At 64.9% G+C, this 15410-nt stretch carries 3 protein-coding genes; all 3 read right to left on the reverse strand.

The annotated features are described in order from the left end of the window. Positions 1-9 precede the first annotated feature (9 nt). On the reverse strand, positions 10-9474 hold the full coding sequence (locus KSS97_RS16535; protein WP_217859652.1) for a non-ribosomal peptide synthetase: 9465 nt from the start codon (positions 9472-9474) through the stop codon (positions 10-12). Between the two features lie 41 nt (positions 9475-9515). After that, positions 9516-14330 (reverse strand): non-ribosomal peptide synthetase, encoded by a 4815-nt coding sequence (locus KSS97_RS16540; RefSeq protein WP_217859653.1) that lies wholly within the window; start codon positions 14328-14330, stop codon positions 9516-9518. A gap of 70 nt (positions 14331-14400) precedes the next feature. Then, a complete protein-coding gene (locus KSS97_RS16545) occupies positions 14401-15354 on the reverse strand; it encodes a TauD/TfdA family dioxygenase (RefSeq protein ID WP_033864612.1) in 954 nt (317 codons plus the stop codon). Positions 15355-15410: the final 56 nt, after the last annotated feature.

The following is a 15410-nucleotide window of genomic DNA, read 5'->3' on the forward strand; positions in this document are numbered from 1 at the left end:
TACTCATCCTTACATTTCCATCTCGGCCAACAGGCGCTGCATTTCGTCCAGGGCTTCGTCGGTCGACGGCCCCTGGGGTTTTTCGATCTGTTCGGCAAGCGCGGCGATCGTCGGGTTCTGGAACAGGCTGCGAAGTTCGAGCTTGACGCCGAAACGGCTCTCGACTTGCGTCATCAAGCGCATGGCCAACAACGAATGACCGCCCAGCTCGAAGAAGCTGTTGAACACCCCGACCTGCGGCAACGCCAGCAGCTCCTGCCAGATGTCCGCCAATTGCTGCTCCAGCTCGCTGCGCGGCGCTACACCCTGGATCGCCACCGGCTGCGGTGCCGGCAAGGCCTTGCGATCGATCTTGCCGTTGGCGTTAAGGGCCAGGCGCGGCTGTTCGATGAAGCCGGCCGGAATCATGTAGCCCGGCAACACGCCTTCCAGATACCGACGCAGCGCCGCCTGATCAACCGGGCTCGGTGCCTGCAGCCAGGCAAACAGACTCTGGCTGCGGGCATCGATCATCACCACGGCTTCTTCCACGCCGGGGTAACGGCGCAGCAGCGATTCGATTTCACCGGGCTCGATGCGGAAACCGCGCACCTTGACCTGGAAATCACCGCGACCGACATAAGCCAGCCGCCCGTCGTTGCGGCGGCGTACCAAGTCGCCGGTGCGGTACATGCGGCTACCCGGTTCGCCGGCATAAGGGTCCGGCAAATATGCCGCCGCCGTGATGGCTGGCGCGTGCTGATAACCCCGGGTGACGCCGGAGCCGGCGATATACAGCTCGCCCGTCGCCCCCAGCGGCACCGGGCGGAGCATGTCGTCGAGCACGTAGCAGAGGGTATTGAGCAGAGGCATGCCGATGTCGGCGACGCCGGACGGCACGTCCTGCAATGCCTGGGTGGTCGACCAGACGGTGGTTTCCGTCGGGCCGTAGGCATTGATCAGCGCCACGCCACGGCCACGCAGTTCGTTCACCAGCTCACCGGGCACCGCCTCGCCACCGATCAGGCCACGCAGCGGCGGCCAATCGACCTGGCCGGTTTCCAACAGTATCTGCCAACCCGCGGGGGTGGCCTGGAACACCGTGGCCCGGCGCAGCAGCCCGAACAACTGATGTCCATCGACCACCTGCTCGCGGCGCGCCAGCAGGATGGCCGCGCCGTTGACCAGCGGCAGGAACAGCTCCGGCTTGCACATATCGAAGGCGTACGTGGTGCTGGCGAGCCAGACATCCTCGGCGCCGAGCGGCAGCAAGCGATCGAGGCCGGCCAGCAAGTTGCTCAGGTTGCCGCGGCTGACCTGCACGCCTTTCGGTGTGCCGGTCGAGCCCGAGGTGTAGATCACGTAGGCGCGCTGCTGCTCATCGATCGGCAACGCAAGGTTGGCGTCGCTGCGGGTGTCCAGCGGCAACCGGTCGAGCAGGATGTGATCGACGTCGCCCAAGGCCTCGGCGCACAGGCTTTCGCTGAGCACCAGGGCCGGACGCGCATGCCCGATGATGAAGCCCAGGCGCTCGCTCGGGTGCTGCGGATCCAGCGGCAGGTACGCCGCACCGGCCTTGTGTATCGCCAGCAAGGTTGGCAGCAGCCATGGGCCACGACTCAGGCAAACGGCAACCAGGTCATCGGTGCCGACACCTTGCGCACGCAGCCAATGGGCCAGGCGATTGCTGATGGCGTTGAGTTGCGCGTAGCTCAGTTGCTGGTCCTGGCAATCCACCGCCAGCGCCTCGGGCGACAGGACGACCTGCTGTTCAAAACGGGCGATGACGTCCATCACCGGCGCCAAGGATTGCGCAGGTCGATTCCATGGGCGCTGGGCCAAGGCATGATCGGCGTTGGCCAGGTCGATGTCCCAGAGACGCGCATCCGGTTGTTGCAACATGCCTTCGAGCAGGCAGCGGAACTCATCGGCATAACGTTGTGCGGTGTGTGCCAGGAACAGGTCGGTGTTGTATTCCAGCACGCATTGCCAGTCCTCGCCCTGCTGCTCGATGTGCAGGCCGATGTCCACCAGGGCACTGTCGCTTTCAACGTTGAGCCGCTGTGCCGGCAAGCCGGCGAAATGCTGCTCGAGCGTTGCGTTGGCGTCGCGCTGGATCAGGTTGAACAACGCCTGGAACAGCGGCGTGTGGCTGAGATCGCGGCGCACTTGCAGAGCTTCCACCAAGCGTTCGAACGGCACGTCGGCATGCTGTTGCGCCGCCAGGTGCGTGGCTTGCAATTGCTGCCAGAACTGCTCGACCGATTGCTGGGGATCGAGGTGGCTGCGCAGGACCTGGGTGGTGGCGAAATAGCCGATCAGGTTGTCGGTGTGGGCCTGATGTCGATGGGCGACCGGCAGGCCGATCCAGATGTCCCGTTGGCCCGAGTGTCTGGCCAACAAGGTTTTCCAGGCGGCCAGCAACGGTGCGAAAGCGGTCAGGCCGTGGCGCTGCGCCGTCTCGCGCAGGCGCTTGACCAGCGTAGCCGGCAGGTGGAAGCGCAGGCGCTGGCCCTTGTAGCCCTGCTCCGCGGGCCGTGGCATGTCGGTCGGCAGGTTCAGCACCGGCGGTTCGCCCGCCAGGGTGCGTCGCCAGTAATCAAGCTGCGACTCGATCCGCGCCTGCCCCGCCGGGCTTTGCCAACTGGCCGCGACGTCGGAAAACTGCAGCGGCAAGGCTGGCAGGCAAGCGTCGCGTCCTTCCAGCAAGGCTTGGTAGATGTGTTGCAGTTCGGCGAAGAGGATTTCCAATGAGCGCGCATCGGCAATGATGTGGTGCAAGGTCACTTGCAGCACGCTTCGGCCCGGGCCTTGGTACACCCGCACCCGCCACAGCGGCGGCGCGGTGAGGTCGAACGGACGCTGCGCCTCCTGGCTGAGCTTCTGGGCGAAGCCGCTGGAATATTCGTCGTTTTCCAGCGGTTCGAAGCTCAGCGGCATCGCGCCGAGGTCTTCGACATGCTGGCGTGCGCCCTCGGCGGTGTCGCTGAACACCGTCCGCAGGCTGTGTTGGCGAACCACCAGGTGCACCAGCGCCTGTTCCAGCAATGCCGGTTGCAGGAAGCCGTCCAGGCGCAAGGCCAGGGACAGGTGATAGGCCTGGGTATCGCCCTGCAAACGGTCGAGGAACCACAAGCGTTGCTGAGTGAAATGCAACGGCGCGAGGGGTTCTTCGAACGGACGCAGGATGCCGTCGGCCTCGGTGCTGGCCTCGGCCAATGTCGCGGCGAGGTCGCGCAGCACCGGTTGTTCGAACACGCTGCGCAACGGCAGGCGCCGACCATGCTGTTCGGCGATTCGTGCCACCAGCCGCGCCGCCAACAGCGAGTGCCCGCCCAGGGCAAAGAAGTTATCGTCCGCGCCAACGTCGGTGCATCCCAGCAGCTCTTGCCAGAGGCCAGCCAGGGTCTGCTCCCACTCGCTCGACAATCCTCCCTGCTGGCCGTCACGCTGCTGCGGTGCTGGCAGGGCCTTGCGGTCGACCTTGCCGCTGGGGCTCAACGGCAGGGTGTCGAGGCGAACGAATTGGCTGGGCAGCATGTAGTCCGGCAACTGTGCGCCGAGGCAGGCGCGCAGCGTCGTTTCGTCCAGCGCATCGCCAGCGTAGTAACCCACCAACCGCGCCGAATCCCCACTGCCCAGCAGCACCACGGCCGCCTCGCGAACCCCGGGGACCCGGGACAACAGCGCTTCGATTTCGCCCAGTTCGATACGGAAACCCCGCAGCTTGACCTGGAAATCCAGGCGTCCGAGGTAATCCAGGCTGCCATCGCTATTGCGGCGCACCCGGTCACCGGTACGGTACATGCGCGCGCCGGCCACGAAAGGATCCGGCAGGAACGCCGCGGCGGTCAGGCGCGCGGCAGCGAAATAGCCGCGACCCAGGTTGGCCCCGGCCAGGTACAGCTCGCCGGGCACGCCGGCGGCGACCGGTTGCAGGTCGGCGTCGAGCACGTACGCAGCGGTATTGGCCACCGGTTGCCCGATCGGTACCTCGATGGCGCTTTCGTTGCCGCTGCGCACTTCGAAGGTGCTGTAGACGGTCGCTTCCGTCGGTCCGTAGCCGTTGATGACCTTGGCGCCCCTGCCCTCGATGGCTTCGGCCAGCGCGCACGGCAGGGCTTCGCCACCGGAGACGGCTCGCACGCCCTGCCAACTGCGCGAGGTGTGCGCCACCAACATCCGCCAAGTGGCCGGCGTGGCCTGCATGACGGTGGGTTGTCCGGTCAGCAACAATTGATCGATCGCTTGCGGATCCCGCGCCTGCTCCCGATCGGCCAGGAGGATGCTGGCGCCATGGGCCAAGGGCAGGAGCAACTCGACGATGGCAATGTCGAACGTCGCGGTGGTCAGGGCCAGGACCCGGTCGCGGGGCGTCATCAGCAAGACCTGATCGACGGCCAGCATCAGGTTCATCAGGTTGCCACGGCTGATCGCCACGCCTTTGGGCTGGCCGGTGGAACCCGAGGTGTACAGCACGTAGGCGAGTTGACCGGCGATGCAGGCCACAGGCTTGCACGGGACGGCCGAGCCGCTGGCGTCGATGTCCAGCAACGGCAGCCCGGTGTTCCACTGCGCCAACACGCCGAGGCTCTCGGTGGTGCCCAGGCATAACGTGGGCTGCGCCGCTTCGAGAATGTAGCGGCCACGCTCCGGCGGCGTGTCCTCGGCCAGCGGCACATACGCCGCACCGGCCTTGAGCACCGCCAGCATGGCCATGGGCAGGCGTGCGTCGCGGGGCAGGCTCAACGCCACGCGGTCTTCGACACCGACGCCATGGGCTTGCAACGTCGCCGCGAGCGCCTCGGCGGCCTGGTCCAGCTCGGCGTAAGTCAGTTGTTGATTGCCGGCCACGACGGCAATCGCCTCCGGCTGGTGGGCAACCTGAAGCGCGAACGCTTCGAGGATGTCCCGTTGACCGGCCACCGCGCGGCCATCGATCCGCGCCAGCGCCCGTTCGGCGGGCTGCCATGCCAGTTCACCCAGCGGCTCGGCAGCTTGCTCGATCAGCGCATCGAGCAAGGCCAGGTATTGCTCGGCCATGCCTTGCACGGTCTGCTCGCGGAACAGATCGCTGCTGTATTGCAAGCTGAGGCTGATGCCATGCTCGCTGTCGCGCACGTCCAGGTGCAGGTCGCACAAGGCGCTGTCGGGGCGGTTGTCCAGCGGTTCGGCGATGACGTCGGTGAGTTCGAAACGCTCCAGGGCGTTGCCCGGGAAGTAGTTGAACATCACTTGGAACAGCGGGTTGTAGCTCACCTGCCGGACCACGCCCAGTTGTTCGATCAAGTAGTCGAACGGCAAATCCTGGTGGGACTGGACCGACACGGACAAGGCCTGCAATTCGTTCATCAGTTGCAGCGGGCTGCGTTCGCCGGAAAGCTTCTTGCGATACACCAAGGTGTTGACGAAACACCCCACCAGCGGCTGCAACACCGCATGGTGCCGGTTGGCCGCCGGTACACCGACGAGGATGTCGTCTTCGCCGCTGCGACTGCGCAACATCAGTTGGAATGCCGTCAGCATCGGGATGAAGTTGCTCCAACCATGACGCGCGCTGAAGGCCCTGAGCCGTGCCGCCAGGTCCTCGGATAAGCGACACTCGACGCGTCCACCAGCCTGGCTGGCCTGGGCGGGACGAGGAAAATCGGCCGCCAGGTCGAGCACCGGCAGCTCGCCGGCCAGTTGCTCGCGCCAGTAGGCCAGCTCTTGCTCACACGCCTTGCTGCCCATCCATTGGCGCTGCCACACGGCGTAGTCGGCGTATTGCATTGCCGGGACGGGCCGTGGGGTCGCCACGCCCTGGCGACGATTGCGGTACTGCTCGCAGAGGCCGTCGATGATCAGTTGCAGGGACCAGCCATCGGCAACGATGTGGTGGCAATTCAACGACAAGACGAACGCCTCCGGCGCCAGGCGATACAGCCTGGCGCGCAGCAGCGGCGCCGCGTCGAGGGCGAACGGCGTCATGGCGTCGCGGCGCAGTCGTTCGTGCAGCGCGTCTTCGCTCGCCACATCGATGACCGGCAACTCAAGTTCGCTGTGCGCAAGGACAACCTGGCTCGGCCCTTGAGCCGCGCCGATGAACCCGGTGCGCAGCACCTCGTGCTGGTCGAGGACCGCTTGCAAGGCCGCGTGCAGGTCAGCGACGTGCAGCTCGCCGGTCAGGCGCACGGCGCCGGCCAGGTTGTACGCCGGGCTGTCGGGGTCGAGTTGTTGCAGGAACCACAACCGTTGCTGGGCAAACGAGAGCGGCAGCGTTTCCGGGCGCGGCAGCAACGTCGGCGACGGCTTTACCGCGCCGGCCTGGTTCTCCAGCCAATCGGCCATGGCGGTGATGGTGGGACGCTCGAAGACCACGCGCAACGGCAAATCCTTGCCGCTGAGCTTGCCGATCAGGCCGATCAACTGGGTCGCCAGCAGCGAATGGCCGCCCAGCTCGAAGAAGTTGTCCTCGACACCCACCTGGCCCAGGCCGAGCACGCTTTGCCAGGCTTCGACCAACTGGCCTTGCAGCTCGCTGCTCGGCGCCACATAGCGGGCCTGGCTTTGCGCGGCAAAATCCGGCGCGGGCAACGACTTGCGGTCGATCTTGCCGTTGCCGTTGAGCGGGAAACGCTCCAGGAACACGAATGCGCTCGGGATCATGTAGGCCGGGAGATTGCCCAGTACATGCTCGCGCAACGCCTCGATGCTGCAGGCGCCATCGGCCACGACGTAAGCCACCAGCACCTTGGCGCGCTGCTGGTCGTCACGGGCCACGACCACGGCTTCGCGCACGCCGGGGTAACGGGTCAGGCAAGCCTCGATCTCGTCCAGCTCGATGCGATGGCCGCGAATCTTGACTTGGTGGTCGGTGCGTCCGACGTACTCCAGATCGCCGTTGGGCAGGAAGCGCGCCAGGTCGCCGGTGCGGTACAGGCGAGAACCGTCGTTGGCGATCGGATCCGGCAGGAAGACTGCCGCCGTACGCGCCGGGTCGGCCATGTAGCCGCGCCCGACGCCGACGCCGGCGACGAAGATCTCCCCGACCGCGCCCACCGGTATCGGCTGCAAATCAGCATTGAGCAGGTACAAGCGATTGTTCAGCGTGGCACGGCCGATCGGCACGTTGATGCGTTGTTCCGGCAAGCGCTCGAGCAGCGGATGAAACGCTACGTCATCGGAGCATTCCGCCGGCCCGTAGGCGTTCATCAGCGGGATCGCCGGGTAGCGCTCGAACCAACGACGCGCCAAGGCTGGCGGCAAGGCCTCGCCCGTGGCAAGAACCCAGCGCAGGGGCGAGGTTTCCAGTCCTGCGTCCAGCAGGCTTTGCATCAAGGACGGCACCGCTTCGAGGATGCTGATGCCGTGGCGTCCGATGGCCGAGGCCAGTGCTTCGGGGTCCTGCACCACGCAATCGCCAAGGATCACCGTGCGAGCCCCGAGCACCAGGCCGGCGAGGGTTTGCCAGACTGAAATGTCGAAGCACTGCGGCGCGGTCTGGGCGATCACGTCGTTCGCATCGAGCCCCAGCCCCGGCAGTTTGCCGAGGATGTTATTGAGCATGCCCGCCTGCGCCACCATCGCGCCCTTCGGCGTGCCGGTGGAGCCGGAGGTGAAGATGCAATAGGCCAACGATGTGTCGTGCACGGCGATGTTCAGGTCATCGTCGCTGTAGCTGCCCAGTACCGAGGGGTCGTAGCGCACGGCCTTGGGCCGCTGGTCGAGCAGGTCGAGGGCCTGCATCGCCAGTTCGCCCTGCCCTGCGCTATGAATCAGCAACGGCGTGCGGCTCTGGCGCAGCACCTGGGCCAGGCGCTGGGCCGGGTTGCGCGGATCGAGCGGCAGCCAACCGGCACCGGCCTTGAGCGTGGCGACAATCATCACCACCAGGTCCAGGCCCCGCTCGTCGAACACCGCGATCAAGTCGTCACTGCCCACACCTTGGGCGCGCAAGTGCCGGGCCAATCGGTTGGCGGCGCGGTTCAACTGATCGAACGTCAGGCTTTGCTCACCATGGACCATGGCGACGCGCTCTGGGGTCTGGCGAACCTGTTGCTGGAAACGCTCGACATACAACGGCTGCAGCAGTTGCTCGTCGGGTTCCAGCCCTCCACCGGCCCAAACCTTGTGCTGGTGGGTGATTTCACTTTCATCCAGCATCGCCAATTGATGCAACGGCGTGCCGGCGTTTACGTCGAGGGCTTCGCCCATGTTCAACAACAAGGTGCGGAAATGCCGCAGCATCTGCTGGACTTCTTTGCGCAGGAACCAGTCGGTTTGGTAGGTCAACTGCAGGTGCAGGCGCTCGCCCGGCACGATCACCACCGTGATCGGGTAGTTGGTGTGGGTGCGGTTGGCCATGTCACTGATCAGGTAGTCCAACTGCCCCTGGCGCAGGTCGGCGGCAATGGGCGCGTTCTCGAACACGAACAGGCTCTGGAACAGGTCCTGGCGCTGCACGTCGCTCCAGCGCTGGATGTCCGCCAGGGAAACACTCTCGTGCTCGCGCAGGCTCAGGTTCTCGGTCTGCAGGGCTTTCAGCCACGGACCAAGCCCATCCTCCGGGCCACAACTCCAGCGCAGCGGCAAGCTGTTGATGAACAGGCCGACGATGCTTTCCATGCCTTGCAGGTGCACCGGGCGGCCGGCGACGGTGATACCGAACACCAAGTCGCGATCGCCGCTGTAGCGCGCCAGCAACAAAGCCCAGGCGCCTTGCACCAGGGTGTTGAGGGTCAGGCCATGCCGGGCCGCGACGTTCTGCAATGCCTGGGTCTGCCCGGGCTCCAGGAATTCGACACAGTCCTCGACCGGTTCGGCAGCGCCTTGGACCCGGCCGATGTGACCGAAGCCAAACTCGTTGGGCGTGTCGAAGCCCGCCAAGCGCTGTTGCCAGAAAGCTTGGTGATCTTCCGGTTTCTGGGTTTCCAGCCAGCGAATGAAGTCGCGATACGGGCGCGGTGTCGGCAGGTTCAATCGACGACCTTCCCGGGCGGCGCGGTAGCCGTTGAGGAAGTCCATCATGATGATCGAGAAGCACCACGCATCCATGAGGATGTGGTGGTAGCTGCGCACGAACTGGTAGGTGTCGGGCGCCAGCTTGTACAACCGGACGCGCATCAGTGGCGCCTTGGTGAAATCCAGCCCTTCGGCGCGTTCTTCGCCGAGCAATTGCTCGAGGCGGTCCTGCTGCTCGCCTTCGCTCAGGAGCGACCAATCCTCGTAGGTGATCGGCAGTTCGACCTGCTTGTGCACCACCTGCATCGGGCGCTTCTGCTGCTTCCAGACGAATGATGTGCGCAGCAGTTCATGGCGCTCCACCACCTGCGCCCAGGCCTGGCGGAAGGCCGCGAGGTCGAGGTCCGGCATGACCATGACATGGCGATATTGCAGCAGATACATGCCCTTGCCAGGGTGCATCAAGCTGTGGAACAGCAATCCTTGCTGCATGGGAGCCAGCGGGTAGATCGCTTCGATGTTGCGCGAAAGAGCCTTGACCTTGTCGTTCATGCTGACGGTATCCGAACCTGTAATGTTTGGGACGCGAGGGCTCATTGCTCGAGTTGTTCGAGCAGCCCCAGGAATTCATCGTCGGACAGGCCGGAGTCGGCGAAATCCGAAGCCGTGGCGCGGCCCACCGAGGGGGCCTGGCAGTGCTCTAGCAAGGCGCTGATCCGCTGCTGGAACTGTCGCGCCAGTTCGTTCACCAACACCGGGTCGTGGACCTGCGGTGCGTAACGCCACTCGACATGTAGCTGGCCTTCGTTGACCAGCGCCGTCACATCCAGCCAGTGCGTGCGGCGGGTGCTCTCGGCGCGCATCCCGGGGCACATCGGCCGCGCGAGACGCCAGAGGCTCGATGCGCCGATCCATTGGTCGACCCGCCCCAGGTAGTTGAAGGTCAGCAGCGAGGCGGCACCCAGGCCGTGGGCCGGATCCTGGCGCAACAGGCCGTAGCCGATGCCTTGTTCGGGGACGCGGCGCAGGGCTTCCTTGGCCGCGATGATCGACGACTCCAGGTCCCACGAAGTTTCGACCGCCAGCGGGTAGCGGCTGGTGTGCCAACCGATCGAGCGCGACAGCTCGGGGCCTTGCTCCCAGCCGCTGCGGCCGTGGCTTTCCAGCTCAAGGGTGACGCGCTCGCGGCCCTGCCATTGGCCGATGACACCGGCCAATGCGGCCACCAGCAGATCCTGGACCTGGGTGCCGTAGGCCGCGTGGCAATCGCCCAGCAATAACTGCGTTTGCTCCACCGACAGTTGCATGTCCAGTGTCCGGCTTTCGCCGTATGCATTGGGCTGTTGAAGAACGTTATGTTCGGCGGCCAACTGCTCATGCCAATAGCCGACCTGGGCCAGGACGGCGGGCTCCAGGCGATGTTGCTGCAAGGCCTCGCTCCACACATGAAAACCCGCCGAAACGCCAGGCAACGCCACGCTTGGTTGCAGGTAGAGGCTTTCCAGTTCTTCCAGCAGCACCTGCCAGGACACGGCATCGACAAGCAAGTGATGCGCCGTGCACAACAATGCCTGGCTCTGGGAGAAATACACCCAGCGAATCAATGGCGCCTTGCCCAGCTCGAAGCCTTGTTGCCAACGCTGCAACAGCGCGTCGTCCAGCGGTTGGTCCTCGACCTGGAATAACCCGTCGAGCAGGCTCGGGGAAAAGGCCTGGTAGCGTTGCTGCCAGCCTTGCGGCGAGGTTTCGAAGACCAGGCGCAAGCTCGCGTGACGCTGCAGCAACGCGCCCACGGCCTGGATAAATCGCGGCTTTTCCAATGGCGCGTTCAACGCCAGCAGCAAGGATTGGTTCCAGTGCCCGGATTCGGTTTGCTCCTGGGCGAAGAACCATTGCTGGATCGGCGTCAGGGCAAATGCGGTGGCAGGTTCAAGCACGGCTGGCGTAGCGCCCGCCTTCACCGCGCCAAGATCAACCACCTGCTCGGCCCAACCGCGCACGGTGGGGAACTCGAAAATCTGCTTGGGCTTGAGTTGCAGCCCCTGCTGCTTGGCCCGGGCGATGATCTGCAAACTCAGGATCGAGTCGCCACCGATACTGAAGAAGTTGTCATCGACCCGCAGCTCGGGGTTATTGAGGATCTCGCGAGCGATGTCGAGCAGACGCTGTTCAAGGCTGCGCCGTGGCGTTTGCACCACTCGGGCCAAGGCGCGTACGGTCTGTTCGGCGAACAGTTGCTTGGGCGTCATCAGGATATGTTGCTGGCGCGCCAACGCGATGATCTGCAGGCCGAGGATCGAGTCGCCGCCCAAGGCAAAGAAGTTGTCATCGGGCCCCAGGTCGGGATTGCCGAGCAGCCCGCGCCAGATGCCGAGCAACGCGCTTTCGACCGCGTCCAGAGGCTCCTCGCTTGGAGACACTTGCTGCGCGGTGGCCGGCGCTTGCTCGGCCAACTGCAGCAATGCCTTGCGATCCACCTTGCCGTTGGGCAACAAGGCAAACCCATCGAGGCAATGCCACTGGGCCGGCTGCATGTAGTCCGGCAGTTGCGCTTGCAGGGCGGCTTGAATATCCGGCAACGCACTCGAAGGTGCGAGCAGGAACGCCACCAGGCGGTTGCCCGTCAACGGCGACGGGCTGTTCAGCACCTGTACATCGCTGACGTGCGGCATCGCCCGCAGCCGTGCCGCGACTTCCGCCGGCTCTACCCGGTAGCCACGAATCTTGACCTGCTCATCGAGCCGGCCGAGAAACTCTACCTGCCCCAGATGATTGAGCCGCACCCGGTCGCCGGTGCGATAGCCATGGGCTCCGAAGCGGGTGCGGTCGGCGTCGCTGGCGCTGAGATAACCCAGCGCAACGGTCTTGCCCTGCACGCAGAGCTCGCCGCTGACACCGATCGGCAACAGACGGCCGTCGGGCGAACGCACGCTGACCTGGACATTGGGCAGCGGTCGACCCAGCGGTGCCGCGCCATCGATATCGACCTCATGGGTCAACACCCCGACGGTGGTTTCACTGGGTCCGTAGTGGTTGACGATACGCAGGTCCGGCTTCAATGCCCGCAAGCGCGAGACCAGTTCATGGCCCAAGGCTTCGCCACCGGTTACCAGGCATTGGCGCGGCAGCAAGCGTTGCGGATCGTTGGCGACCAGCAAGGCGTTGAGGTGTGAAGGCACGATTTTCAGCAGGTCCACGGGCTCGCGCTCAAGCACGGCCGCCAGCTCCTCGGCGTCGAACGCCAGTTCCTCGGCCAACAGTCGCAGGCGACGGCCGCTGAGCAATGCACCGAACAAGGCCGTGTGCCCCAAGTCGGTGGCGCAACTGGCCAGGCTCGCCAGGCTGGCATCGGCTGGCAGGGCGAGGCGTTCGAGGCAGCCCGTCACGTAATGGATCAGATTGCCCTGGCTGACCGCCACGCCTTTCGGCCTGCCGGTGGAGCCGGAGGTGTAGACGACGTAGGCTGGAAGGTCCGCAGCCAGGGATGCGCGCAACGGCGATCCATTCGACAACCCGGCACTGGGCAACGACAGCCAGCGCACCGCTTCCGGCAGCCATTCCGGTCGCAGGCCCTCGCCGACCCAGACCTTGGGCGCAGCGTCCTGGCAGATGTCCTGCAAACGCGACTGCGGCCATTGCGGATCGAGGGCCAGGTAGGTGGCGCCGCACTGCCAGGCCGCGAGCATGTGCATCACCAGCTCGCGGCTGCGGGGCAGGCACAGGGCGATGCGCGCGCCCTCCAGGTTCGCGCTTGCCTGCAAGCGCTCGCCACGGGCCGCCACCGCCTGGCCGAGTTCGGCATAGCTGAGCGTACCTTGCTCGTCTTGCAGGGCAATCGACGCCGGCTTGTGGGCGCACTGCTGGGTAAATGCCTGCCAGGCGTTGCTGACCGGGACCGACATGTCCTCGCCGCTGAGGAGCGACTGCTGCGCCGGTGCCAACCAGTCGAGCTGGGCAAACGGTACGCCCGGCTGTTCGATGACCGCGTGGACCAGGGCAACGAATTGATCGCAATAGCGCTCGACCGTTTCACGGCGATACAGCGCCTTGCTGTAGCGCCACCGGCAAAGGAAGCCCTCCTCCTCGTCGATCACCACCATGTTCAGCTCATGGGCCGCGCCGCGCTGCTCCGACAGCAGGCGGTCGACATACTGCTCGAACGGCGCGATGCGTTCCTTGTTAAGGGTGAACATGTGCTGGAACAGCGGCGCCCTGCCCATCTGCCGTGGCAGATCCAGCTGTTTGACCAGGCGCGAGAACGGATAGTGGCGGTGCTGCAAGGCCTGCTTGACGGTGGCGTCCACCTGCCTGGCCCAATCACCGCTGGACAGCTCGCGTTGCAAGCGGCAACGGATCGGCAACGGGTTGACCAGATACCCCGGCAGGTTGACGTGCTCGCGCCGCAAGCGCCAGCCGCTGGGCGTGCCCAGGACAAAATCATCCTGCCCGGACAGCACGCCGAGGAACTGCTGGAATAACGAGAACCAGCAGATATAAGGCGTCACACCCCATTGGCGGGCCACGGCACGAATCCGCGCCGCAGTGGCCGGATCGAAACGAACCGACAACTCTCCGCCCTGGAACGCCTGGTTGCTGCCGTAGTGAAAATCGGTCGGCAATTCCAGTGCCGGGGCATCGGCCAATTGTGCTTGCCACCACGCCAACTCCACCGGTTCGGCGGCTTCGCTGCGCACATGCAGGTCGCTGCAATAGTCGCGATACGCGTCCGGATTCACAGCGGGCAGCGCTTGCTCATTGATCAACGCGAACAGTTCGTTGAGCACGATGTAGAACGTGGCCAGGTCGGCGGCAATGTGATGAATCACCAGCAGCACGGTGTGCTCGACATGACCGGCCTGGGCATTGCTCAACAGGACGACCCGACTGACGTCGCCGGCCTCCAGGTTGAACGGTTTATCGGCCCACTCGGTGATGCTCTGCTGCAATGCCTGGGCATCGGCCGCCTGCAACGCCACGCGCTCCAGCGGCCGGACGTGCTCACGATGGCTCCACTGCAACAGGTCGCCATTGCGCTCGGCATAGGCGGTGCACAGCATCGGGTAGCGTCGCTGCACCGTTTCCCAGGCGTCTTGCAGGCGCTGGGGCAAATCCTCGGTGACGAACTGCGCCTTGATGCGTCCGGCGTAAGCGATGTTATAGGCGCAGCTGTCCGGCTCCAGGCGCTGGAGAAACCAGAGCGCCTGCTCGTTATCCGTCAACGGGCGCGCCGCAAAATAATCGGGGTGCAAGGCCAGCCATTGCAGCACCTCGGCGCTGCGCGCCGTCAGTTCGCGAGCCAATTCATCATCCAGCGCCTTGGTTGATCCGGGCGTGACAACCAGTTGGCCTTCGGCTTCCGACAGGCGAATTCCACGCAGCCAGCAGCGATGCATCAGGCGATCGAGCATTTGATGTCCTTCATTTTGCTTGTTTGGAATAAGCCGCCCAATGCGGCGGCTTAATGCAAGAGCGTCGGGCTCAACCCGCGGAAGCAGGCTCGGCCATGGCGACCACGACCTTGCGCGCGCCCTGGAATGTCGAGCGGCCGTGGGCCACCAGCATGTTGTCGAGCATCAGCACGTCACCCGCCTGCCAGGGGAAGCTCACCTGGCAGCGCTGCAATACCGCACGGACATGCTCCAGGGCTTCGAGCTCGATAGGCGAGCCATCGCCGTAGAACACGTTACGCGGCACGCCCTCCTCGCCGACAATGGAAATCAGCGTCTCGCGCACGGGCGCGGCGAGATTGGAGATATGGAACAGATGCGCCTGGTTGAACCACACCCACTCCCCGGTCACCGGGTGCTGGGCCACGGCCTGGCAGACTTGGCGTGTGGACAGCTCACCGTCATCCTTCCATTGGAACTGGATCTGGTTGGCGCGGCAGAAATGCTCGACTTGGGCGCGATCTTCAGTACTGAACGCCTGTTGCCAGGGCAAGTCGAGGCCATTGCCATAGTTGCGCACGTACATCAGGCGCTTCTCGGCAAAGCGCTGGCGGATTACGGGGTCGAGTTGCTGGTAGACCTTGCGGCTGTCGGCGATAGGGGTTTCGCCGCCCACCGGAGACGCCTGCACGCAATGGAACCAGATTTTCATTGGCCAGTTGAGCGAGTAGGACTGCTCGTTGTGCAGCGGGATGACCTGGTGGGCGGGGTATTCGGTGGAGGTGTAGACCCGGTTGTTGAGTTTGGTGCGCGGCGTCGAGGCGTAGTCGTAGGTCAGCAGTTCGTGACCGAAACTGCGGGCGAACTCTTCAAAATCCGCTTCGCCCTTGAACGCAAAACCACGAAACAGAATGCCGCCCGCAAGCGGCAACTCGGCCTCAACCGCGTGCAGGATCTGCGCCCGGCTATCCTGCCAGACAGCCCCCGCGCCTGGCGCCTGGAAAATGAACGGCAAGGTCAGTTCGTCACCCGGTACGCCTTCCATGGATTGAACCTGTGCACGCGCCAAACCCGTTTCCATCTGTGATCCCTCGCCATTCC

Source organism: Pseudomonas alvandae (genome assembly GCF_019141525.1).
Classification (GTDB): Bacteria; Pseudomonadota; Gammaproteobacteria; order Pseudomonadales; family Pseudomonadaceae; genus Aquipseudomonas; species Aquipseudomonas alvandae.